This window comes from Actinomadura sp. DC4, assembly GCF_030406325.1.
Lineage (GTDB): Bacteria > Actinomycetota > Actinomycetes > Streptosporangiales > Streptosporangiaceae > Actinoallomurus.
Genome location: NZ_JAUEQY010000022.1, coordinates 1 through 22792, shown reverse-complemented (window position 1 = coordinate 22792; position 22792 = coordinate 1). Strand labels below are relative to the sequence as shown.

20 protein-coding genes are annotated in these 22792 nt (G+C 71.7%); 15 read left to right on the top strand and 5 right to left on the bottom strand.

Annotated features, from left to right (window positions below):
* Positions 1-7 precede the first annotated feature (7 nt).
* The 4 genes from rox to QWU11_RS31080 form a co-directional block, all read right to left on the bottom strand.
* A complete protein-coding gene (gene rox, locus QWU11_RS31095; protein WP_290118026.1) occupies positions 8-1432 on the bottom strand; it encodes a rifampin monooxygenase in 1425 nt (474 codons plus the stop codon).
* Positions 1433-1647: 215 nt separating this feature from the next.
* Positions 1648-2844 (bottom strand): YncE family protein, encoded by a 1197-nt coding sequence (locus QWU11_RS31090; protein WP_290118025.1) that lies wholly within the window; start codon positions 2842-2844, stop codon positions 1648-1650.
* Positions 2845-2902: 58 nt separating this feature from the next.
* The gene (locus tag QWU11_RS31085) at positions 2903-3112 is read right to left on the bottom strand and encodes an acyl-CoA carboxylase subunit epsilon (protein ID WP_290118024.1); all 210 of its coding nucleotides are present in this window, start codon (positions 3110-3112) and stop codon (positions 2903-2905) included.
* Positions 3113-3137: 25 nt separating this feature from the next.
* Complete coding sequence (locus tag QWU11_RS31080) at positions 3138-4742, bottom strand: acyl-CoA carboxylase subunit beta (RefSeq protein WP_290118023.1); 1605 nt, start codon at positions 4740-4742, stop codon at positions 3138-3140.
* A 135-nt stretch (positions 4743-4877) separates the two neighbouring features.
* Between QWU11_RS31080 and QWU11_RS31075 the strand changes: the two genes are divergently transcribed.
* The 13 genes from QWU11_RS31075 to QWU11_RS31015 all read left to right on the top strand — a co-directional run bounded on the left by QWU11_RS31075 (position 4878) and on the right by QWU11_RS31015 (position 19446).
* On the top strand, positions 4878-7454 hold the full coding sequence (locus tag QWU11_RS31075) for a phosphoenolpyruvate carboxylase (RefSeq protein WP_290118192.1): 2577 nt from the start codon (positions 4878-4880) through the stop codon (positions 7452-7454).
* 30 nt (positions 7455-7484) lie between these two features.
* The gene (locus tag QWU11_RS31070; RefSeq protein WP_290118022.1) at positions 7485-7925 is read left to right on the top strand and encodes a GNAT family N-acetyltransferase; all 441 of its coding nucleotides are present in this window, start codon (positions 7485-7487) and stop codon (positions 7923-7925) included.
* A 59-nt stretch (positions 7926-7984) separates the two neighbouring features.
* A complete protein-coding gene (locus QWU11_RS31065) occupies positions 7985-8974 on the top strand; it encodes an NYN domain-containing protein (RefSeq protein WP_290118021.1) in 990 nt (329 codons plus the stop codon).
* A gap of 19 nt (positions 8975-8993) precedes the next feature.
* Positions 8994-9815, top strand: coding sequence for a biotin--[acetyl-CoA-carboxylase] ligase (locus QWU11_RS31060; protein WP_290118020.1), 822 nt, complete (start codon positions 8994-8996; stop codon positions 9813-9815).
* 72 nt (positions 9816-9887) lie between these two features.
* Positions 9888-10148, top strand: coding sequence for a hypothetical protein (locus QWU11_RS31055; protein WP_290118019.1), 261 nt, complete (start codon positions 9888-9890; stop codon positions 10146-10148).
* 57 nt (positions 10149-10205) lie between these two features.
* A complete protein-coding gene (locus QWU11_RS31050) occupies positions 10206-12752 on the top strand; it encodes an FtsK/SpoIIIE domain-containing protein (RefSeq protein WP_290118018.1) in 2547 nt (848 codons plus the stop codon).
* Positions 12752-13381, top strand: a complete 630-nt coding sequence (locus QWU11_RS31045; RefSeq protein ID WP_290118017.1) for a hypothetical protein — start codon at positions 12752-12754, stop codon at positions 13379-13381. The genes QWU11_RS31050 and QWU11_RS31045 overlap by 1 nt, the downstream gene beginning before the upstream one ends.
* Positions 13382-13550: 169 nt before the next feature.
* A complete protein-coding gene (locus QWU11_RS31040; RefSeq protein ID WP_290118016.1) occupies positions 13551-13940 on the top strand; it encodes a PH domain-containing protein in 390 nt (129 codons plus the stop codon).
* A gap of 6 nt (positions 13941-13946) precedes the next feature.
* The gene (locus tag QWU11_RS31035; protein WP_290118015.1) at positions 13947-14930 is read left to right on the top strand and encodes an adenylate/guanylate cyclase domain-containing protein; all 984 of its coding nucleotides are present in this window, start codon (positions 13947-13949) and stop codon (positions 14928-14930) included.
* A 25-nt stretch (positions 14931-14955) separates the two neighbouring features.
* Positions 14956-15447: a hypothetical protein gene (locus tag QWU11_RS31030; RefSeq protein WP_354670920.1), complete on the top strand. Its 492-nt coding sequence runs from the start codon at positions 14956-14958 to the stop codon at positions 15445-15447.
* A gap of 54 nt (positions 15448-15501) precedes the next feature.
* Positions 15502-16416, top strand: a complete 915-nt coding sequence (locus tag QWU11_RS31025) for a hydroxymethylglutaryl-CoA lyase (protein WP_290118014.1) — start codon at positions 15502-15504, stop codon at positions 16414-16416.
* A gap of 83 nt (positions 16417-16499) precedes the next feature.
* Positions 16500-18569: an RNA degradosome polyphosphate kinase gene (locus QWU11_RS31020; RefSeq protein ID WP_290118013.1), complete on the top strand. Its 2070-nt coding sequence runs from the start codon at positions 16500-16502 to the stop codon at positions 18567-18569.
* Positions 18562-19446: an NUDIX domain-containing protein gene (locus QWU11_RS31015; RefSeq protein WP_290118012.1), complete on the top strand. Its 885-nt coding sequence runs from the start codon at positions 18562-18564 to the stop codon at positions 19444-19446. Before QWU11_RS31020 ends, QWU11_RS31015 begins: the two co-directional genes overlap by 8 nt.
* On the opposite strand, the gene QWU11_RS31010 is transcribed toward QWU11_RS31015, so the two are convergent.
* Positions 19414-20748, bottom strand: a complete 1335-nt coding sequence (locus tag QWU11_RS31010) for a CHAD domain-containing protein (protein WP_290118011.1) — start codon at positions 20746-20748, stop codon at positions 19414-19416. The two genes, QWU11_RS31015 and QWU11_RS31010, sit on opposite strands and share 33 nt — an antisense overlap.
* Before the next feature lie 127 nt (positions 20749-20875).
* Here QWU11_RS31010 and QWU11_RS31005 point away from each other — a divergent pair, with 127 nt between their 5' ends.
* A complete protein-coding gene (locus QWU11_RS31005) occupies positions 20876-21961 on the top strand; it encodes an S-(hydroxymethyl)mycothiol dehydrogenase (RefSeq protein WP_290118010.1) in 1086 nt (361 codons plus the stop codon).
* Positions 21961-22578, top strand: a complete 618-nt coding sequence (locus QWU11_RS31000; RefSeq protein ID WP_290118190.1) for an MBL fold metallo-hydrolase — start codon at positions 21961-21963, stop codon at positions 22576-22578. Before QWU11_RS31005 ends, QWU11_RS31000 begins: the two co-directional genes overlap by 1 nt.
* The last annotated feature ends 214 nt before the right edge of the window (positions 22579-22792 follow it).

Below are 22792 nucleotides of genomic sequence, written 5' to 3'. Positions count from 1 at the left end.
CGCGCGTTCAGCCGGCGGGCGCGCCGAACCACCGGGGCAGCCGGCCGAGCAGGTCCGCCTGGTCGTCGCCGGTCCACGCCACGTGGCCGTCCGGCCGCAGCAGCGCCGCGGGCACGTCCAGCTCCTCGCTGACGTCGACGACGTGGTCGACCCGGTCCGCCCAGCCCGCGACCGAGAGCCGGCCGGTCTGGTCGAGCAGCAGCCCGCGGCCGTAGTGCGTCAGCTCGTAGAGGCGCCCCCGGCTCAGCCGTACGTCCCGTAGCCGCCGGCCCAGCAGTTCGTGTCCTGAGCCGAAGTCATAGCGGACCCCGATCGCGGTGACCTTCTCGACGAGGTACCGGGTCACGTCCTCGAAGTCCATCAGCTCCGACACCAGCCGGCGTACCGCCTGCGGACCCGGCTCGACGGACAGCAGCTGCATCTGCGCCCGGGTGTTGTCCAGCACGTCGGCGGCGACCGGGTGCCGCTCGGTGTGGTAGCCGTCCAGCAGCCCCTCCGGAGCCCAGCCGTTCACCTCGGCGGCCAGCTTCCAGCCCAGGTTGAACGCGTCCTGGATGCCGAGGTTGAGGCCCTGCCCGCCGACCGGCGGGTGGATGTGCGCCGCGTCGCCGGCCAGCAGCACCCGGCCGGTCCGGTAGCGCTCGGCCAGCCGGGTGGCGTCGCCGAACCGGGACAGCCAGCGCGGCGAGTGCGCGCCGAAGTCGGTGCCCGCGAGCTTGCGCACCTGCCGTCTGAGCTCGTCCAGGGTCGGCGGGACCGTACGGTCCTCGGCCACCCCTTCGGCGGGCGCGCCGACGCGGTACACCCCGTCCCCGAGGGGCATCGCGCCGAACCGCTTGTGGGTCTTGCGGACCTCGGCCACCACGGCCTCCAGCGTCTCCGGCGGCGTGGTCAGCTCCACCTCGCCCAGCAGCGTGTCGGTCCTGGAGGGCTCGCCGGGGAAGCCGGTGCCGAGCAGCCCGCGCACCGTGCTGCGGCCGCCGTCGCAGCCGACGAGGTGGCGCGAGCGGAGCCGCGTGCCGTCGGCCAGCTCGGCGGTCACCCCCTCATCGTCCTGGTCCAGCCCGGTCAGCTCGCAGGAGTACCGGATCTCGACGCCGAGTTCGGCGGCGCGCTCGATGAGCAGGCGTTCGACGGTGGTCTGCGGGATGCCCAGGATGTACGGGTGCGCGGTGTCCAGCCGGTCCGGCGGCGGTTTCCTGATGCCGGCGAAACCGCCGACCGGATACCGGGTGCCGAGCGGGAGGAACCGCTCCAGCAGCCCACGCTGATCCATCACCTCGATACTGCGCGCGTGCAGGCCGAGCGCGCGAACGACCTTGGTCGGCTCCGCCTCCTTCTCCAGCACGAGCACCCGCACGCCGTGCAGCCGCAGCTCGCACGCCAGCATCACCCCGGTCGGCCCGCCCCCGGCAATGATCACGTCGATCATGAGAACCCCCCCCCGGGCTTCCGGCTTCGGCCGCAGATTCTGCAGCACGAGCCGGGTCTTGCCGCAAGCCCCGGTGCCCGCTATACGTTGAAAGTAGAGGGGGAGCACAGCGCCTTGCCGGCCGAGCAGGAGGCCGGCAGCTGCGCTTTCCCGGCGTACCTCGGCGGTAAGCCGGGCACCTGGTATCAGCGCGACCTGGTACCCGAAACGGAGCTCTAGCGATAGTTGCCCGTGTTGCCCAGGGAGAAGCGGCCGGGCTGCGGGTGGACGCACAGGCCGCGGGGGCCCGGGCCGGTCCGTACCTTCCTGATCACGTGGCCCGTCCGCGTCGAGATGGCGTACACCGCGTCGCCCGCGCGGGACGAGAGCCAGAACACGCGGCCCGTCGCCGACACGCCTCCGGCGTCTGGGGCGGCCGGCACCCTCCAGCGGCCGATCTGGCGGCGCAGGGAGAAGGACACCAGCGACACCGTACGTTCGCCGCCGTTCGTGACATAGAGGATCCCGGCGTCGCGGCTGGGGTACAGGCCGTGCGCGCCCCGGCCCGTACGGATGAAACCGGTCTTGCGGAACCGCTGGGCGTCGACCAGCCACACCCCGCCCCGGCCGCGGTCCGCGACGTAGAAGGTCGTGCCGTCCGGTGACAGGCGTACGTCCTGAGGTCGCGCGCCGGCGGCCAGCCGGAGGGTTCCCGTCGAACGGTGGCCGGCCACGTCCACACGGGCGACCAGGCCCGACGCGCAGCCCACGACCATCGTGTCGCCCGTCGCGGAGAAGTCGGCCCGGGTCAGGCCCGAGCACGGCACGCGTACGGTCGACCGGTAGCGCATCGTCGCCGGGTCGCGGATCTGGATGCGGCCGCGCCGGGAGTCCAGGAGAAGCGCCGCGCGGCCGTCGACCGAGAAGTACAGGTCCGACGGCGCGGCGACCGGCACCCTGCGGCCCGCCTCACCGGTCCGCGGATCGAGAGGCACGAGGCTCCGCCGCGAGGTGACCCACAGCGTCTTCAGGTCCCACGACGGCACGACCTGCCGCGGCGCGCGCCCGACCGGGATGCGGCGGAGCACGTGGTAGCTCGTGGTGTCCACCACGTCGACGGCCGCGCCGCCGGAGTCCGGGACGTACACCCGGCCGGGCAGGCCACGGACTGCCGGGCCGAACATGCCCGCCTGCGTGGCGGCGTAGACGTCGGGCGGAGTGTCGGGCAGGTCGCCGCGCTGGTCGACCACCGGCGGCGTACGGGACGGGCGGAGGTAGGGCTCCGGCGCTCCGAGCGCCGAGACCGGCGAGTCGGGACCGGGCCGTCCGCGGAACGGAACCGGTGAACGGCAGCCCCCGAGACCGGTGAGAAGGGACGCGAGCGCCAACGGCACGGCGATCCGGCCGCCGGACGCTCGTCGGCTACTCCCCACAAACGCCGGACTCTATCCACCCGGAGACAGGTTGTGAGCGGATAACCACGAAGAGAAGTCAGGGAAGCGAGGAGGTCCGCCAGGCGCCGGGGCCGTGCGGCAGCGGCTTGCGGAGCCGCCGCGCAGTGTCTGACCAGGCCGAACGGCGCCTGCCGGGCTCGGGCGCGGCGGCGGCATGCGCCCGCGCGGTGAGCACCGCGACCAGGGCCGCGATCTCCTCCGGCGTCGGGTCGCCGTGCACGACCTGCAGGAACCGCTGCTCGCTCATCTCGAAGACCTCCGTCGCCGACGTGTCACAGAGGAATGTTCCCGTGCTTCTTCGGCGGCAACGTCTTGCGCTTCTCACGGAGTGCGCGAAGTGCCTTGACGATCTGGGTACGGGTCTCCGACGGCTTGATCACCGCGTCGACGTAACCGCGGTCGGCGGCGATGTAGGGGTTCGCGAGCGTGTCCTCGTACTCGGTGACGAGCTCCGCGCGCCGGGCGTCCGGGTCGTCGGCGTCGGCCAGCTCGCGGCGGTACAGGATGTTGACCGCGCCCTGGGCCCCCATCACGGCGATCTGCGCGGTCGGCCAGGCGAGGTTGACGTCCGCGCCGAGGTGCTTGGAGCCCATGACGTCGTACGCCCCGCCGTACGCCTTGCGGGTGATCACCGTGACGAGCGGCACCGTCGCCTCGGCGTACGCGTAGAGCAGCTTGGCCCCGCGCCGGATGATGCCGTTCCACTCCTGGTCGGTGCCGGGCAGGAACCCGGGCACGTCCACGAAGGTCAGCACCGGGACGTTGAAGGCGTCGCACGTACGGACGAACCGGGCGGCCTTCTCGGAGGCGTCGATGTCGAGCGTGCCGGCGAACCGCATCGGCTGGTTGGCCACGATCCCGACCGAGCGGCCCTCGACACGGCCGAAGCCGCACACGATGTTGGGCGCGAACAGCGGATGCACCTCGAGGAACTCCCCGTCATCGAGCACGTGCTGGATGACGGTCTGCATGTCGTAGGGCTGGTTCGGGGAGTCCGGGATGAGCGTGTCCAGCGCGAGGTCGTCGTCGATGACCTCCAGCGGCGCGGGCGTGTCGTACACCGGCGCGTCCGACATGTTGTTCGAGGGCAGGTAGGACAGCAGCGCCCTGACGTAGTCGATCGCGTCCTGCTCGTCCGGCGCCTGGTAGTGCGCGACCCCGGACTTGGTGTTGTGGGAGTGCGCGCCGCCGAGGTCCTCGAACGACACCTCCTCGCCGGTGACCGTCTTGATCACGTCCGGCCCGGTGATGAACATGTGCGAGGTCTGGTCGACCATGACGACGAAGTCGGTGAGGGCGGGGGAGTACACCGCGCCGCCGGCCGCCGGGCCCATGATGAGCGAGATCTGCGGGATGACGCCCGAGGAGTGGGTGTTGCGCTTGAAGATCTCGGCGTACAGGCCGAGCGCGACGACACCCTCCTGGATGCGCGCGCCGCCGGAGTCGTTGATGCCGACGACCGGGCAGCCGGTGGTCAGCGCGTGGTCCATGACCTTGATGATCTTCTCGCCGAACACCTCGCCGAGCGAGCCGCCCGCGACGGTGAAGTCCTGGGAGAAGACCGCGACCGGCCGGCCGTCGACGGTGCCGTGCCCGGTCACCACGCCGTCGCCGTAGGGGCGGTTCTTCTCCACGCCGAAGCCGTGCGCGCGATGGCGGGCCATCTCGTCGAACTCGACGAACGAGCCCTCGTCCAGGAACGCGTCGATCCGCTCCCGGGCCGTCATCTTGCCCTTGGCGTGCTGTTTCTCGACCGCACGCGCGGACCCGGCGTGCACGGCCTCGTACCGGCGTCGCTCCAGATCAGCGATCTTTCCGGCAGTCGTGTGGATGTCGATCTCGTCGGACGGCAGCGGCTCAGGGGCTTGCGTGGCCATGCCGCCAGACTAGCCAGCCGCGGCACGCGTGCCGCAGACGGGGTGATCTCACTTGGCGAGACGGGGCTTCCAGCAAGGGCACGGGCACTGACTACGCTGAATCGCGTGTCGACCCGAAACTCCGCTCGGCAGCAGATGCCCGAGCCGCTGCGCGGCGATGTCCGCCTCCTGAGCTCCCTCCTCGGCCAGGTCCTGGTCGAGTACGGCGGCCAGGACCTGTTGGACGACGTCGAGTCCCTGCGGCACGCGGTCATCGCGACCCGCCGGGACGAGAAAGACGTCGACGACGTCGCCGCGATCGTCAGCGGCTGGCCACTCGACCGCGCCGAGCTCGTCGCGCGCGCGTTCACCGTCTACTTCCACCTGACCAACCTCGCCGAAGAACACCAGCGCATCCGTACGCTCCGAGAGCGGGACACCGGCGGCGAGCCCCAGCGCGAGTCCGTCGGCGCCGCGGTGCGCGAGATCGGCGACGAGCGGATCAAGGAGCTGCTCGAGGACCTCGAGCTGCGCCCCGTCTTCACCGCGCACCCGACCGAGGCACGCCGCCGCGCCGTGGTCACCGCGATCCTGCGGATCAGCGCGCTGCTCACCGACCTGGACGACGCCCGCGCCGGCAGCGGCGAGCGGGAGGAGATCACGCGGCGGCTCCTGGAGGAGATCGACCTGCTGTGGCGCACCTCTCAGCTGCGCCGCACCAAGCCGGACCCGCTCGACGAGGTCCGTACGGCGATGGCGATCTTCGACGAGACGCTGTTCCGCGTGGTGCCGACGATCTACCGCTCGCTCGACACCGCGCTGGCCCCCGGCACGGGCGCGCGCCCGCCGCTGGCCCACGCCTACCTCCGCTTCGGGAGCTGGATCGGCGGCGACCGCGACGGCAACCCGTACGTCACCGCCCAGGTCACCCGGGAGGCGATCGGCGTCCAGGCCGACCACATCCTGCGCGCGCTCGGCCTGGCCTGCACGCGCGTCGGCCGTACGCTCACGGCGCACGAGAGCACGACCCCGCCGTCGGCGGCCCTGCGCGGCGCGCTGGCCGGAGCCCGCGCGGCCCAGCCCGACCTGATCGCCGGCATCGCCAAGCGATCTCCGGGCGAACCGCACCGCCAGCTCCTCCTGTACGCCGCCGAGCGCGTCGAGGCGACCCGGCGGCGCGACGCCGACCTGGCCTACGACGGCCCGGCCGACCTGCTCGCCGACCTGCGGATCATCCAGGACTCCCTGGTGGAGGCCGGCGCGCCCCGTCAGGCGTACGGCGAGCTGCAGCACCTGATCTGGCAGGTCGAGACGTTCGGCTTCCACCTCGCCGAACTGGAGGTCCGCCAGCACTCCGGCGTGCACGAGATGGCCCTCGCCGAGATCCGCGCGGGCGGTGAGCTGAGCGAGCAGACCGAGGAGGTCCTCGACACCCTGCGGGTCATCGCCTGGGTGCAGGAGCGCTTCGGCGCCGACGCCTGCCGCCGCTACGTCATCTCCTTCACCCGTACGGCCGAGGACATCGAGACCGTCTACGAGCTGGCGGAGCACGCGGCCCTCGGCGGACGGCCGCCGGTGCTCGACGTCGTGCCCCTCTTCGAGACCGGGGAGGACCTCGACCGCTCCCCGGCCGTGCTGGACGGCATGCTGCGCCTGGCGCCCGTACGCCGGCGGCTCCTGGAGACCGGCCGCCGCCTGGAGGTCATGCTCGGCTACTCCGACTCGGCCAAGCAGCTCGGCCCGACCACCGCGACGCTGAAGCTGTACGACACGCAGGCCGCGCTGGCGTCCTGGGCGGCGCGTCACGACATCCGGCTGACGCTCTTCCACGGCCGCGGCGGCGCGCTCGGGCGCGGCGGCGGCCCGGCGGGCCGCGCCGTACTCGCCCAGGCGCCCGGCTCGGTGGCCGGCCGGTTCAAGGTGACCGAGCAGGGCGAGGTGATCTTCGCGCGGTACGGCCACAAGGAGATCGCCCGGCGCCACGTCGAGCAGGTGACCAGCGCGGTCCTGTTCGCCTCGACCCCGGGGATCGAGGAGCGCGCGCTCGCCGCGGCCGAGCGGTTCCGGCCGCTGGCCGACCGGATCAGCGTGGCGGCCGAGCGCACCTACCGCTCGCTGACCGAGGCCGAGGGCTTCGCCGGCTGGTTCGCCGAGGTCAGCCCGTTGCACGAGATCGGCAACCTGCGGCTCGGCTCGCGTCCGTCGCGGCGCAAGGCGACCGCCTCGCTCGATGACCTGCGGGCCATCCCGTGGGTGTTCTCCTGGACGCAGACGCGGGTCAACCTGCCCGGCTGGTACGGCCTGGGCAGCGGTCTCGCGGCCGTGGACGACCTCGGTGAGCTGCGCGAGGCGTACCGCTCCTGGCCGCTGTTCGCCGCGCTGCTGGACAACGTCGAGATGAGCCTGGCCAAAACCGACCGGGCGATCGCGGAGCGCTACCTGGCCCTCGGCGACCGGCCGGATCTGGCCTCGGCGGTGCTGGAGGAGTACGACCGCACGCAGTCCCTGGTTCTGCAGGTCACGGGGCACACCCGGCTGCTGGAGGACCGCAAGGTGCTGTCCCGCGCGGTCGAGCTGCGCAACCCGTACGTCGACGCCCTGTCCCACCTCCAGCTGCGCGCGTTGCAGGAGCTCCGGGCGGGAATCGAGGACGACGCCCAGCGAGAGAAGGTCGAGGATCTCCTGCTGCTCTCCGCCGCCGGCGTGGCTGCCGGGCTTCAGAACACGGGATGATCGAGGCGAATCGGGCGGTTTACTGAGGGCATGGGGATCAGGCTGGCCGAATCCGCCGACCGTGCGGCGGTGGAGGCGATCGTCCAGGCGGCGTACGAGCCGTGGGTGCGGGTGATCGGCGCGAAACCGCTTCCGCTCGGCGCCGACTACGGAGAGCTCATCGCCCAGGGTCGCGTCCACGTGCTGGAGAACGGCGGGATCGACGCGGTGATCGTGCTCGACGCCTCCGAGGACGTGCTGCTGGTCGAGAACGTCGCCGTACGGCCCGACCGCCAGGGGCGGGGGCTGGGCCGGCGTCTCATGGCGTTCGCGGAGTTCCGTGCCCGGTCACTGGGGCTGCCCGCGCTGCGGCTCTACACGAACGAGAAGATGGAGTCCAACATCGGGCTGTACGCCTCGCTGGGCTACCGTGAGACCGGCCGGGAGGCGATCGACGGCCGGCACGCCGTGCACATGCGCAAGGAGTTGTAGCGCCGGTAAAAGGAAGCAACCCGGGACGGCGAGCTGTGTTTAACCTAAAGTCAGAGGTGATGACTGTTCGCGAGCCAGCCTCCCACCTCTCACCGCTTCCGCGTTTCGCCATCCTCGTCGATGTGGGATACCTCTACGCCGCGGCGGGTGATCTGCTGTTCGGCATCTCCTCCCGGCGTTCCTACCGGGTGGACGCCGAAGGGCTGATCAAGGCGCTGGAGGACCGTGCGGCCACGTGCATGCGGGGTGAGCTGCTGCGCATCTACTGGTTCGACGCCGCGCGCGACCGTGTGCCGACGATCGACCAGCGCGTCGTCGCTCCGCTACCGCGGGTCAAGCTGCGTCTCGGCAACCTCAACAAGCACAACCAGCAGAAGGGCGTCGACGCCCAGATCCGCGAGGACCTGGAGACGCTGGCCCGGCACGGCGCGGTCACCGACGCGATCCTCATCGCGGGCGACGAGGACATGGTCCCCGCCGTGGAGGCGGCGCAGACCTACGGCGTACGGATCCATCTGTGGGGCGTCGAGCCCCCGTACGGCACCAACCAGGCCGAGCGCCTGATCTGGGAGTCCGACACCGTCGACATCGTGCACGCGGAGTTCGTCAAGCCCTACTTCGGGCTCGACACCTCCCGCGAGGACACCGAGGAGCCGCGGACCGTCCAGCCGATCCCCTCGCCCACCGCGGTCTTCGGCGCCCGGCCGCCCAAGCCGGTGCCCACGCCGGCCGCGATCCGCCCGCAGACGCCGCAGGTCGGCTCGGTCGCCAAGCTCGGCCCGTCCCGGCCGCACATGGAGGAGATCGGCGAGCACGTCGCGCACAAGTGGATCCTCACGCGCGGCCGTGACAACATCCGCGACCTGCTGCCCGGCCCGATCCTGCCCACGGTGATCGACAAGGAGCTGTTGATCGAGGGGGAGAAGGAGCTCGGCCACTCGCTGCGCCCCTACAAGGAGGCCCGCGACTGGCTGCGCGAGGGCTTCTGGGCCCGCGTCTACCGCGAGTTCGAGTTCGGCGTCGGCGTCTCGGGAAAGCCCCAGCGCTGAGACGCTCTAGGCTGATCGAGTGAGCCGTTCTCCGTTCTCCGATCTCGACAGACCGCCGCTGAACGCGCGTGCGTTGAACCGCGCGCTCGTACGGCCCGGCGGGCTGTGGCGGGAGATCCGTGTCGTGGAGGAGACCGGCTCGACCAACACCGACCTGGCCGAGCTCGCCCGTACCGGCGTGGAGCCGGGCCTGGTCCTCGTGGCCGAGGCGCAGACCTCCGGACGCGGCCGGCTGGGCCGCACCTGGACGGCGCCGCCGCGCTCGGGACTGTTCTTCTCCGTGCTGCTCCCGCAGGAGGACTCCGCCACCCGGCTCGGCTGGCTGCCTCTCGTCGCCGGGGTCGCGGTGGCCTCGGCGCTCCGGGGCTTCGCCGAGGTCGAGGGCGTCGAACGCGGCCGGATGGCCGACGCCAGCCTCAAGTGGCCGAACGACGTGCTGATCGGCGAGCGCAAGCTGGTCGGCATCCTCGCCCAGCGGGCCGAGGCCGGGGTCGTCCTCGGCATCGGGCTCAACGTCAGCCTCCGCCCGGACGAGCTGCCGGTGCCCACCGCGACCTCACTCGCCATCGAGGGCTCGCCGACCGACCGCGACCCGCTGCTCCGCGCGATCCTGCGCGAGCTCGCCGCCCGGCACGAGGAGTTCAGGGCCGACCGGGCGTCGCTGCGTGCGGCGTACCGCGAGCTGTGCGCCACTCTCGGCAGGCAGGTACGGGTCGAACTGCCCGGTGACGAAGTGCTCACCGGGACGGCGGTCGACGTCGAGGAGGCCGGGCGTCTCGTGGTCAGAGCCGCGGACGGCGACCATCTTCTCAGTGCCGGAGATGTCGTACATGTCCGGTAGTTGACGTCAACTGGACCGGCCCGCAGCGCGCCGGTTTAATCAAAGTAGTCCGTCCCCCCGGAGGTCGTTTGCATGGCCAGTGTTGCAGAGCTCAAGGGCGCGATCGCCCAGGCCGGCGAAGAGGCCGAGCAGGCCGTTCAAATGCTCGTCCAGGCCGGCGAACGCGCGGAGGCGGCGCTGCAGTTTCTGGTGGCGGTCGCCCAGGGCAGCGACCACGAGGCACTCGGGGGTTCCCTGGGAGCCATGGGGGAGGCGGTGGAGAGCATCGCCGAATGCCAGGCCCAGATCGGCGCCGCGATCGAAGAGGCGAACAAATACTCCGAAGGGCTTTAGATCCATCACTGAGGACCGGCCCCACCCTGTCTGTGTGAATGCCCCAGGAACCCATAAATGACCTTGAAGCCCGGCGATCTCCTCGCCGCTGTGCAGAAGGACGTCCGGCAGGCGCGCGCGACCATTCGCGCGCGCAGGAGTGATCTGGACGAAACGATCGCCGAAGCCGAGGCGGCCGTCGAGCGGGCACGTGAGGAGGCCGCCGCGACGAGCGGTCCGGAACTCGTCCTCGAACACTGGCGGCGGCACGCCGCCGAGGCCGCGCCCGGCGTCGCGTCCACGCCCTGGGACGACTGGGTGGTCGAGCCCGAGCCGAGCGACGACGAGCCCTCGCTCTACCGCGTCGGGTCGGTCGAGGGCGGCGTCCCGGCGCTGGTGCCGCTGCTCGACGCCGGCCACCTGCGCGTCATCGGCAAGGACATGGCGACCGCCGACGCGGTCGTCGACTCCCTGCTCGTCCGCATCGTCGCGACGGCGCGGCCGGGCTCGGTCCGCATCAGCCTGTACGACCCGCGCCGGCTGGGCGCCGGTCTCGGCGGCTTCCACGCGTTGTCCCGGCCCGGCCTGCTCACGGTCTACGGCGTCGAGGAGCTGAAAGACCTCCTGGGCTCGCTCGACCGCGACATCCGGCGCATCCAGCGCGACGTCCTGGGCGGCGGCCACTCCTCGATCGCGGCGCTGGCCGCCTCCACGGGACGGCGGCCCGAGCCCTGGCAGGTCGTCATCGTGCAGAGCCCCGTACGCGGCTTCCGCGACGACGAGGTCGCCCACCTGGAGAGCGTGATGCACGCGGGCGCGGCCTGCGGCATCCACGTGATCTGCCGCGACGCCCCGCTCGCGGACGCCCCCGGCATCGAGACCGTCGAGATCGGCGAGGACGGCACCGTCCGCACCTCGATGACCGGCGAGCTGCGGGTCACCGTCGAGCCGCCGCCCGCGAACCTCGTCCGCGACGTGTGCGAGCGCGCCGCGCGCTGGGTCGGCATCGAACGCGACCCGCCGCGCTTCGCCGAGCTCGTCCCGCACCGATTCTGGGGCGAGACGTCCGCGCCCGGGGTCCGCGCGCCGATCGGCGAGGACGTCGACCGGTACGAGCCCGTGGAGGTCCTGCTCGGCGACGACCCGGTGCACGCGCTGGTCGGCGGGCCGCCGGGCTCGGGCAAGACCAACTTCCTGTACGCCCTGATCGGCTCGCTCTCGGCCCGCTACAGCCCCAGCGAGCTGGAGTTCTACCTCCTCGACTTCAAGGAGGGCGTGTCGTTCGCCCGGCTCGCCAGCGGCCGTACGGACAAGACGTGGCTGCCGCACGCCCGGCTCATCGGCGTCAACATCAACAACGATCGCGAGTTCGGCCTGGCGCTGCTGCGCTTCCTCGGCCGCGAGCTGGAGCGGCGGGGCGCGGCGGCGCGCGAGCACGAGGTCACCAAGCTGGAGGAGCTGCGGGCCGTCGACCCCGACGGGCACTGGCCGCGCATCGTGGCGGTGATCGACGAGTTCCAGGTGCTGATCCAGCAGCAGGACCGCATCACCGACGAGTCGCTCTACCTTCTGAACGACCTCGCGCGCCGCGGCCGGTCCCAGGGCATCCACCTCGTCCTCGCCAGCCAGAACGTCGGCGGCGTCCAGGCGCTCTGGGGACGCGGCGCGATCCTCGACCAGTTCACGCTGCGGGTCGCGCTGCCGAAGGCGCGGCGCATCCTGGCCGACGACAATCCGGCCGCCCAGCAGGTCGCGCGCTTCTGCGCCGTCGTGAACTCCGAGTCCGGCGCGCGGCAGGCCAACCGCGTCGCCCGGCTGCCGGACGCCGGCGCCGCGGGCACCTTCGACGTGCTGCAGCGTGAGCTGTGGCAGCGCCGCCCCGAACACCTCGCGCCGCCGCAGATCTTCGACGGCGCGCACGTGCCCGAGCTGACGAGCGTGCCTTCCCCGCCGCCGGGCGAGGGCATCGTGGGACAGCTGATCGACCTGGCCGGCAGCGCCGCGACCGTACGCTTCGACCGCAACCCCGGCCGCAACCTCGCGGTGATCGGCACCCGCGCCGACGAGGCGTACGACGTGCTGTCCTCGGCCGTGATGTCGCTCGCCCGCGGGCACGCGCCCGGGTCGGCGGAGTTCGTCCTCTTCGAGGGCGAGCCGAACCCCCAGGTGGCCCGGCTGGCGCGCTGGCTCGCCGACGAGGGCCACCGGGTCGACCTGGCCGCCGAGCTCCCCGAGCCCGGCGACCGGCAGGTCCCGGTCTACCTGGCGCTGTTCGCCGTCGACGCGGCCACCGCCCGCTCGGCGCCGCTGCGGACGGCCGTACGGCGGCTGGCCGAGCACGGCCCCGACGGCCAGATGCACGTCCTTGGCTGGTGGCGCACGGTCGACCGGCTGCGGGCCGACGTCGTGGAGCGCACCGGCCCGGTGCGCACGATCGACGCGTGGGTCGCCCTGGACGTACGCGACAGCGAGCTGACCTCACTGCCGGGCGGGCAGCTCCAGCACTGGAGCCCGCGCCGCCGCCGCGCCCTCTTCTACGACCAGCGCGCCGGGAACACCCCGCAGCCGATCATCCCGTTCAAGGTCCTGAGCGACACCACGAGCAGCACGCCGGAAGGCATGTGATGGATCCGCAGACGGCGCGGGTGAAGTACAAGGAGCTGGCGGCCGAGGCGGGGCGCCTGCTGCACGCCGCCGACGACGCCGCCCGCCGGCTGGCGCAGGCCGAGGAGCAGCGGACCGCGACGTACGCCTCGGTGGAGGCGGAGTGGGCGCATCTCGACGGGCTGGAGCAGCGGGCCGCCGGCATCTGGCGGGAGCTGACCACGAGGTTCGGCCCCCACGCGGCCGGGCCGCTACCCGAGCCCGCCGACCGCGTCGCGCGCGGGCCGGACGCCGAAGAGCTGCTGGACGACGCGCACCAGCGCGTACGCGAGCCGGTCGACCATCCGCTGGCGGGACGCTACGCCCGGATGGCCGTGCTGGGGTTCACCGCCGCGATGGCGGTCACGCTGGTCGGGCTGGAGCTGACCATCGCCCTGCACCACCTGGGCCGGGCCCGTCTCCTCGCGGTCGGCCTGCCGGCGTTGCTGGCCCCCTACCTGGGCTATCTCGCGGCGAACGGGTGGATCAGGTACCGCACGTCGCACGAGGAGCAGGAGTACGCGGTGGACACCGCCGTGGCGGGCGCTTTCGGCGGCGGAGGAGTGTGGCTGATCGCGCTGACCTTCATCGTCATACGCGTGGTCACGTGATGATCACATTGATCGGCTCATGGGGTTGTTTTCTGTCAAGATATCCGCCATGGGTCTTCCGAAGAGCTCGTTGACCGATGACGAGAAGATCGTCCTCGAGTTTCACCCCCACTGGTCAACGCTTGTCGCCACCTTTTTCTGGGCGATTGTCGCGGTCGTTGTCGCCGGTGTGATCATTTTCTTCATTCCGGACGGCGACTCTCAGACGCTGATCCGGCTCATCGTCGGTGCCGTCGGCGTCGTAGCCATCATCATCGTCGGTTTCCTGCCATTCCTGCGCTGGGTCACGACGACGTACACGCTGACGAACCGCCGGTTCGTGATGCGGGACGGCATCCTGTCCCGCTCCGGCCGCGACATCCCGCTGACCCGCGTGAACGACGTGTCGTTCAAGCACAGCCTGATCGAGCGGATGCTGGGCACCGGCACGCTCATGGTCGAGTCCGGCGGCGAGCAGGGCCAGCTCGTGCTCAAGAAGATCCCCCGCGTGGAGTACGCCCAGAACCAGCTCTACCGCCTCGTCGAGGAGCTGACGGACGGCGACGGCATCCGCCCCTGACGGTCCATGACCGACGCGCCTGACCCCCGGCGGCTCGAGGAACTCCTGCTCGGCGGCGAGCTGCGGTACACGAGCGCGGACGCGATCGAGGCCGCCGGGGTCTCGGAGGAGTTCGCCCGGCGGCTGTGGCGCGCCCTCGGCTTTCCGCACGTGCCGGACGAGATGACCGCCTTCACCGAGGGCGACGTGGCCGCGCTCGCCAAGGTCGCCGAACGGGCCGGCGGGGTTATCGATGAGGAGATCGTGCTCCGGATGGTCCGCGCCGTGGGCCAGACCATGGCGCGGCTCGCCAAGTGGCAGGTCGACATCCTCGTCGAGGCGTTCACCGACCCGCTGGAACCCCCGGACCCCGAGGCGCTGGGGCTCATCATGGCGAACGCCGAGTTCCACATCGCCGAGCTGGAACCCCTCATCGTGCACGCCTGGCGGCGCCAGCTCGCCGCCGCGGGCACCCGCCTGCTCACCACGCAGGACCTCGACGACCCCACGACCCGGGCCGCCATCGGCTTCGCCGACCTGGTGGCCTTCACCCGTACGAGCCGCGACCTGGACGAACGCCGGCTGGGGCGGCTGGTGGAACGCTTCGAGGAGACCGCGTCGGACGTGGTCGCCGAGCACGGCGGCCGGCTGGTGAAGACCCTCGGCGACGAGGTGTTGTTCAGCGCGGAGACCGCACGCACCGGCGCCGAGATCGGCCTGTCGATCGCCGAGGCGGTCCGCGACCACGCGGGCATCCCGGACGTACGCGTGGGCATGGCGTACGGCCCGGTGCTACCGCTGAGAGGCGACGTGTTCGGCACGACGGTCAACCTGGCGAGCCGCCTGACGACGATGGCCAGGCCGGGCAGCGCCCTGGTCGACGCGGGCCTGGCGGCGGAACTCCGCGACGACGAGGCCTACACCCTCACCCGCATCAACCGCCGCCGAGCCCACGGCCTCGGCCTCATCCAGCCGTACGTCCTCCGTCGCCAGGCGACGGGCCGTGGATGAGGCCCGCGCGGCCCGGTAGCTACGGCTGATCACCGAGACCGTGACCGCCACGACGGAACTCGGCGTCGAGGTGTGGCTGAGGGGCGGCTGGGCCATGGACTTCTTCCGGGGCGAGGTCACCCGGGACCACCGGGACATCGACTGGTTCGCCTGGACCGGCGATGCCGGGGTCCTCGGCGACGAGCTGGGGCGGCGCGGCTTCCAGCGGGCCACCGGCCTGCCGGCGGACCAGCAGCTCGACCTGCTCAAGGACGGAGAGGACCTGAGCTTCAACCTCCTCCGCCGGGACGAGGCGGGCCACGTCGTGGTGGGCGGCGGCCCCTGGGCGGGGTCGCCCTGGCCCGAGGACATGCTGGACGGCCGGCTCGGGTGTATCGGCGGGCTGCGGTGCCCGATCATCAACCCCAGGGCGCAGATCGAGATCAAGGAGATGATGCCGGTCTGGGTTCCCGGGGCCCCGCGCCGGGCGAAGGACGCCGAGGACATCGTCCGGCTGCGGGCCGCTCTGGGCGGCTGATCCGCGGGCGCGTTTCCCGTCGGCGCGGGTTAGATTTGTCGGCAGGAGGTGGACATGAGTGATCTGCCCGAGCGCATCTCTCTGCGTGAGGTAGGACCACGTGACGGTCTGCAGAACGAGGACCCCGTGCCGACCGAGGCGAAGGTCGAACTGATCGACGCCCTCTCGCACACCGGTGTCGGCCGGATCGAGGCCGTCTCGTTCGTGCATCCGAAGGCGATTCCGCAGATGGCCGACGCCGCCGAGGTCTGGAGCAAGGTCAGCCAGGTCGGCGACGTGCGCTACTCCGCGCTCGTGCCCAACCTCAAAGGGGCCGAGCGGGCCCTGGAGGCGGGCTTCAAGGAGCTGGAGGTCGTGGTCTCCGCCTCCGACACCCACAACCGCAAGAACCTCAACCGGTCCACCGACGAGTCGCTCGACGACATCTCCAAGATCATCGGGATCGCCCACGACCGGGGTGCGACCCTCCAGGTGATCGTCTCGACCGCGTGGGGCTGCCCGTACGAGGGTGACGTGCCGGTTGAGAGGGTCGTCGGGGTGGCCACGCGGGCGGTACGCGACGGGGCCGACAGCGCCTCGTTCGGCGACACGACCGGGATGGCCACGCCGTCACGGGTGACCCGGCTGGTCGGAGAGTTCCGGATGGCCAATCCGGAGACCGCGCTCAACCTGCACTTCCACAACACGCGGGGGACCGGGCTGGCCAACGTGCTGGCCGCGCTCCAGCTGGGCGTGGCCGACTTCGACGCCAGCGTCGGCGGCCTCGGAGGCTGCCCGTACGCCCCGGGGGCGACCGGCAACATCGCGTCGGAGGAACTCGTGCACATGGTGGAGGACATGGGCGTCGCCACCGGCGTCGACCTGGAGGCGTTGGTCGACGTCGCCGCGCGGGCGGAGCGGATGGTGGGCCACACGCTGCCTTCGCAGGTCCTGCGCGCCGGCCCCAGGAGCCGCACGATCCCCGCCTGACCCGCCGGGGGGCCTCGTCTGAAATTTACGAAGATAACGCCCCGTTGGCTTCAAGTTCATACAAGCCGGGGAGCATATACCTCATGAGTGTCGAAGCTGGACATTTCGCCGACATGGAAAGCGAGCTTCCGGAAGACCGATTCCTCGACCGGGAAGAGAGCTGGCTGAGGTTCAACGAGCGTGTGCTGGATCTGGCCAAGGACCCCGAGCTTCCACTCCTCGAACGTGTCAGGTTTCTCGCGATCTTCGCGAGCAACCTCGATGAGTTCTTCATGGTGCGCGTCGCCGGGCTGGCCCGCCGGATGGCCACCGGGATCGCGCTCCAGACCGCCAGTGGCCAGCAGCCCCGCGAGGTTCTCGCCCGTACCTCCGAGGTCGCGCACGAGCTGATGATCCAGCACGCGGCGTGCTTCCACGACGACATTCTGCCCGCCCTGGCCAAGGAGGGCGTGGAGATCCTCCGCTGGGACGAGCTCGCCGACACCGAGAAGGAAGAGCTGAACCGCCTGTTCCGCCGGCGGATCTACCCGGTGCTCACCCCGCTCGTGGTCGACCCCGCGCACCCCTTCCCGTACATCTCCGGGCTCTCGCTCAACCTCGCGGTGCTGGTCCGCGACCCCGAGACCGAGGAGACCCTGTTCGCGCGGGTCAAGGTGCCGCCGCTGCTGCCGAGGTTCCTGGAGGCGTCGCCGTCCCGGTTCGTCCCGCTGGAAGACGTCATCGCGGAGAACCTCCCCCAGCTGTTCACCGGCACCGAGATCATCGAGCACCATGCCTTCCGGGTCACCCGTAACCAGGACCTCGAGGTCGATGAGGACATCGCCGAGAACCTCCTGCAGGCACTGGAGCGCGAGCTCCTGCGCCGCAGGTTCGGCCCCGTCGTCCGGCTCGAGGTGGAGGAGTCGATCTCGCCCGGAGTGCTCGACCTGCTGACGACCGAGCTCGGCCTCAGCGAGAACGCCGTCTACCGGGTGCCGGGCCCCCTCGACCTCGGCGGCCTGTTCGCCATCGCCGACCTCGACCGCAGCGAGCTGAAGTACCCGCCGTTCGTCCCGTCGGAGGCGGCGCTGCCGCACGACACGAACATCTTCGCCACCCTCCGCGACCACGACGTGCTCGTGCACCACCCGTACGACTCCTTCACCACGAGCGTCGAGCGGCTGATCGAGGACGCGGCCGACGACCCGCAGGTGCTGGCGATCAAGCAGACGCTCTACCGTACGAGCGGCGACTCGCCGATCATCGACGCGCTCATCGACGCCGCCGAGGCCGGCAAGCAGGTCGTCGTGGTCGTGGAGATCAAGGCGCGGTTCGACGAGCGGGCCAACATCACCTGGGCGCGCAAGCTGGAGCAGGCCGGCTGCCACGTCGTGTACGGCTTCGTCGGCCTCAAGACGCACTGCAAGCTGGCCCTGGTCGTACGCGAGGAGTCCGACGGCTCGCTGCGCCGCTACTGCCACATCGGCACCGGCAACTACAACCCCAAGACCGCCCGGATCTATGAGGACTACGGCCTGCTGACCGCCGACCCCGACGTGGGTGAGGACGTCACGGACCTGTTCAACCACCTCACCGGCTACACGCGTGACACCGAGTACAAACGGCTGCTCGTCGCGCCGGACTCCCTGCGCGGCGGCCTGGTGAGCCGGATCGAGCGGGAGACCGAGAACCAGCGCGAGGGCCGGCCGGCCCACATCCGGTTCAAGTGCAACGCACTCGTGGACGAAGTGATCATCGACGCGCTGTACCGGGCGTCGCAGGCCGGCGTGCCGGTCGACGTCTGGGTGCGCGGGATCTGCGCGCTGCGGCCCGGCGTGCCCGGCCTGTCGGAGACGATCCAGGTGCGCAGCATCCTCGGCCGATTCCTGGAGCACTCGCGGGTGTACGCGTTCGAGAACGGCGGCGAGCCGGAGGTGTGGATCGGCAGCGCCGACCTCATGCACCGCAACCTCGACCGCCGGGTCGAGACGCTGGTCCGCGTGCGGGACGCGAGCCACTGCGCGGACCTGCTCGGCCGCTTCGACCTGGCGATGGGCATGGACACCCAGTGCTGGCTGCTGAACGACGAAGGCCTGTGGACCCGCCACGGCGGCTCGGTCCACATCCAGACCCACCTGATGCGAACCCGGCGCTGGAGGACCGTCGATGGCTGATCCCCCGGACCCGATCCGGGCCGCCGGGGCGATCCTCTGGCGACCCGGAGCGGACGGTCCCGAGGTCGCGCTCGTGCACCGGCCCAAGTACGACGACTGGTCGTTCCCGAAGGGCAAGACCAAGGCCGGGGAACACGTGTTGCGCGCGGCCGTACGGGAGGTCTGGGAGGAGAGCGGCGTCTGGCCGATCCTCGGCCGGCGGCTTCCGGCACGAGAATATGAGAAGGAGCGCCGGCTCAAGCGCGTCGACTACTGGGCCGCCACCGGGGGCGACGGCGAGTTCCGGCCGAACGAGGAGATCGACCGGGTCGACTGGCTGCCGCTGCCCGAGGCGGAGGAGCGCCTGAGCTACGAGCACGACGCCGACCTGCTGCGGGAGTTCGCCGCCGGCCCGAACCGGACCACGCCCTACATCGTGCTGCGGCACACCTCGGCGGGCGACAAGCACGAGTGGGCCGACGACGACCTACTGCGGCCCCTGGACTCGCGCGGCCGCGCCGAGGCGACGGACCTGGCCGAGGCGCTGGCCGGGTTCGGCGCCGCCCGCGTCTTCACCTCGGCCACGGCGCGCTGCCTGGAGACCGTGCTGCCGTACGCGGCCAGGATGGGCGCCGACGTCCGGACCGACTGGGCGTTCTCGATGGGCACCTCGATGTCGGCCTCGAAGGAGGCGGGCGGCCGGTTCGTCCAGCTCCTCGCCGACGGCGTCCCGACGCTGGTCTGCACGCACGGAGAGCTGGTCCCGGACGTCATCGGCCGCGCCTGCGAGGCGCTCGGCGCGACCCCGCCCGAGGACGCCAAGCTGCCGAAGGGCGGCTTCTGGGTGCTGCACACCGCCGGCGGATCACTCGTCTCGGCCGAGCGCCACCATCTCTAGGGCCGCGATGTCCTCGGCCTCGGCCCAGACGTCGCGGGCGTCGGCCAGGGCCTGCGCGGCGGCGCCGCGCTCGACGCCGATCAGGGCGTCGATCGTGCGGGCGTCCTCCCCGCCCGTGTCCAGCTCGGCGAGGCGTTCCCGGGCGATCACACTGTCCTGGTACGCCCCGAGCGTCTCCTGCACCCGCGACGCCTGGGCGGCCAGCCGCCGGGCGGGTTCGCCGAGGACCGGCCGTGCCGCCTCGGCGGTGTAGCGGGCGCGCTTGGCGGCCTTGCGCGTACGGTGCCGTGCCTCGTCGGGGTCCTCGGCGTGCTCCAGCTCGGCGTGCCGGCGGGCGACGCGCCGCCACGCTCCGGCGACCAGGGCGTTCACCTTCCGCGCCCGGCGCGAGGCGCGCCCGGTGAACGGCGGGTCGGCCACGAACGCGTCGAGGGCGTCCAACAGGGCGAAGTAACGCTCGCCGAGCAGCGTGTGGTTCAGCCGGACGTACGCCAGCCGCTCCTTCTCACCCAGGCCCGCGAGCCACGACGGTGCGGGTTCGCCGAGCTCGGCGAGGCGCCCGGCGAAACGCTCCCGCAGCACCTCCAGGTCGCGTACCTCGCCCAGCTCGCCGGCCAGCCACTTCAGCTCGGCCTCCAGCCGTCCGGCCGGCTCGGGCTCCAGGAGGCGTGCGGCGGTACGGAGGATGCTGCGGGTCCGCCGTACGGCGACGCGCATCTTGTGCACCGAGTCATGGACCGCCAGTCGTACCTTCGGGTCGTAGGCCAGGATGATCGCCCGTTGTTCGGCGACGTAGGAGGTCACGACGTCGCCGGTCGTGCGGTACTCCGGGGTCTGCGGCGCCGGGCGCGCCCCGGCGGCGAGCAGCCGCTCCGCGACGGCCTCCAGCAGCTCGGGCGAGCCCGAGACGACTGTGATCTCCCGCCACACGCCGCTCGCGCGTACCGCGTCGTCGGTGATCTCGCCGAGCGTCTCTCCGTCCGGGCCGAGCAGGGGGATGACCGTACGCCGTGTGGTGACCGGGACGAGCGGGCGGCCCCGGGCGTGGGCGGCGACGAAGCGCGCGGGGACGGTCCGCGCCGGGCCCGGGAGCCTCTCCTCCGCGCCGGAGAGGAGCGTGAGCCGCCAGTGGCCGTCGCGGTGGTTCAGCCTGATCCCGTGTGCGGCGAGCGTGAGGTCCTCGGTGTCGAAACCGGCCGGCGCGTACGACCGCGGCTCGCCGGCCTCCGCGCCGCCGGGCAGTCCGGTGAGCCCCGGGAGCGGGGCGCCCGGGTCGATCGCGTACGCGCGGTGACTCGTCATGCGGACCCCCAGCCAGGTGACAACGGCTCTTCGTGAGCGTATATCCGGCCCACCAGGCATTTGGGACAGCGGACGATGTGATAGTTCATGTATGCCGTTTGCAGCGCGATGAAGGGTGTGTGATCGGATGCCGCACGAGGTACGCGGGGTCGTGGCGAAGTCCAGGGGTGCGAAGGTCTCCATCGAGACGGTCGTGGTCCCCGACCCGGGCCCGGGTGAGGCGCTGGTCAACATCCAGTCCTGCGGGGTCTGCCACACCGACCTGCACTACCGCGAGGGCGGTATCAACGACGACTTCCCCTTCCTGCTCGGCCACGAGGCCGCGGGCATCGTGGAGGAGGTCGGCGTCGGTGTCACCGACGTCGGGCCGGGGGACTTCGTCATCCTCAACTGGCGCGCGGTCTGCGGGGAGTGCCGCGCCTGTCTGCGCGGCCGCCCCTGGTACTGCTTCGAGACGCACAACGCCACCCAGAAGATGACCCTGCAGGACGGCACCGAGCTGTCCCCGGCGCTGGGCATCGGCGCGTTCGTGGAGAAGACGCTCGTGCACGCGGGCCAGTGCACCAAGGTCGACCCCGCCGCCTCACCGGCCGCGGCCGGGCTGCTCGGCTGCGGAATCATGGCCGGCCTCGGCGCCGCGATCAACACCGGCGCCGTGACGCGGGGCGACTCGGTCGCGGTCATCGGTTGCGGCGGCGTGGGTGACGCGGCCATCGCGGGCGCGGCCCTGGCCGGCGCGGCGAAGATCATCGCGGTCGACGTCGACGACCGGAAGCTGGAGTGGGCGCGCGGCTTCGGCGCCACCGACGTGGTCAACTCGCGGGAGACCGACCCGGTCGAGGCCGTGCGCGCGCTCACCGGGGGCAACGGCGCCGACGTCGTGATCGAGGCGATCGGCCGGCCGGAGACCTACGAGCAGGCCTTCTACGCCCGCGACCTGGCCGGCACGGTCGTGCTGGTCGGCGTGCCGACTCCGGACATGAAGATCGAACTCCCGCTGCTCGACGTGTTCGGGCGCGGCGGCTCGCTGAAGTCCTCCTGGTACGGCGACTGCCTGCCGTCCCGCGACTTCCCGATGCTCGTGGACCTCTACCGTCAGGGCCGGCTCGACCTCGACGGTTTCGTGACGGAGACGATCGGCCTGGACGACGTCGAGGAGGCCTTCGCCAAGATGCACCGCGGCGAGGTGCTGCGCTCGGTGGTGCTCCTGTGATCGAGCACCTGGTCACGTCGGGGACGTTCAGCCTCGACGGCGGCACCTGGGACGTGGACAACAACGTCTGGCTGGTCGGCGACGAGCACGAGGTCCTCGTGATCGACGCGGCCCATGACGCGGACGCGATCGCCGCGGCGGTCGGCGAACGCCGCCTGACCGCGATCGTCTCGACCCACGCGCACGACGACCACATCGACGCGGCCGCGGAGCTGGCGGACCGTACGGGCGCGCCGATACTGCTGCATCCGGATGACGCGGTGCTGTGGCGGATGACCTATCCGGACCGCGAGCCGGACCGGGCGCTGGCGGACGGGGACGAGCTGACCGTGGGGGGCACGACCCTGCGCGTGCTGCACACGCCGGGCCACGCCCCGGGCGCCGTCTGCCTGTACGCACCCGACCTGGCCACGGTCTTCAGCGGCGACACGCTGTTCAACGGCGGTCCCGGCGCGACGGGCCGGTCCTACTCCGACTTCGGCGTGATCATCGACTCCATCCGCGACCACCTGCTGGCGCTGCCGGGGGAGACGGTCGTCCGTACGGGCCACGGCGACCCGACGAGCATCGCCGACGAGGCCCCGCACCTGCAGGAGTGGATCTCACGAGGCCACTAGAGCGCGGGGCGCCCCCCCCTCGTGGGGCGCCCCCCCCGGCGCTAACGGGGCATTAGCGCGTCGCGGGTACGGCGGAGCGCGGGGGGTAAAACTGGTCGCCCCGCATTTACAACAGTTACAACTCCGTCTCCCGTTGGGGGACCGGGTATTACGCCTACGAGAGGATTAGCAAGAAAAATACGGGCCACCTTAACTAACCCCGAACGCGCCACAA

What these genes read in the sequence shown, in the direction of transcription:
- rox (WP_290118026.1), bottom strand. Translation starts at nt 1,432, where the DNA reads ATGATCGACGTGATCATTGCCGGGGGCGGGCCGACCGGGGTGATGCTG.
- QWU11_RS31085 (WP_290118024.1), bottom strand. Translation starts at nt 3,112, where the DNA reads ATGAGCGAGCAGCGGTTCCTGCAGGTCGTGCACGGCGACCCGACGCCG.
- QWU11_RS31080 (WP_290118023.1), bottom strand. Translation starts at nt 4,742, where the DNA reads ATGGCCACGCAAGCCCCTGAGCCGCTGCCGTCCGACGAGATCGACATC.
- QWU11_RS31075 (WP_290118192.1), top strand. Translation starts at nt 4,878, where the DNA reads ATGCCCGAGCCGCTGCGCGGCGATGTCCGCCTCCTGAGCTCCCTCCTC.
- QWU11_RS31070 (WP_290118022.1), top strand. Translation starts at nt 7,485, where the DNA reads ATGGGGATCAGGCTGGCCGAATCCGCCGACCGTGCGGCGGTGGAGGCG.
- QWU11_RS31065 (WP_290118021.1), top strand. Translation starts at nt 7,985, where the DNA reads ATGACTGTTCGCGAGCCAGCCTCCCACCTCTCACCGCTTCCGCGTTTC.
- QWU11_RS31055 (WP_290118019.1), top strand. Translation starts at nt 9,888, where the DNA reads ATGGCCAGTGTTGCAGAGCTCAAGGGCGCGATCGCCCAGGCCGGCGAA.
- QWU11_RS31050 (WP_290118018.1), top strand. Translation starts at nt 10,206, where the DNA reads ATGACCTTGAAGCCCGGCGATCTCCTCGCCGCTGTGCAGAAGGACGTC.
- QWU11_RS31045 (WP_290118017.1), top strand. Translation starts at nt 12,752, where the DNA reads ATGGATCCGCAGACGGCGCGGGTGAAGTACAAGGAGCTGGCGGCCGAG.
- QWU11_RS31035 (WP_290118015.1), top strand. Translation starts at nt 13,947, where the DNA reads ATGACCGACGCGCCTGACCCCCGGCGGCTCGAGGAACTCCTGCTCGGC.
- QWU11_RS31025 (WP_290118014.1), top strand. Translation starts at nt 15,502, where the DNA reads ATGAGTGATCTGCCCGAGCGCATCTCTCTGCGTGAGGTAGGACCACGT.
- QWU11_RS31020 (WP_290118013.1), top strand. Translation starts at nt 16,500, where the DNA reads ATGAGTGTCGAAGCTGGACATTTCGCCGACATGGAAAGCGAGCTTCCG.
- QWU11_RS31015 (WP_290118012.1), top strand. Translation starts at nt 18,562, where the DNA reads ATGGCTGATCCCCCGGACCCGATCCGGGCCGCCGGGGCGATCCTCTGG.
- QWU11_RS31010 (WP_290118011.1), bottom strand. Translation starts at nt 20,748, where the DNA reads ATGACGAGTCACCGCGCGTACGCGATCGACCCGGGCGCCCCGCTCCCG.
- QWU11_RS31005 (WP_290118010.1), top strand. Translation starts at nt 20,876, where the DNA reads ATGCCGCACGAGGTACGCGGGGTCGTGGCGAAGTCCAGGGGTGCGAAG.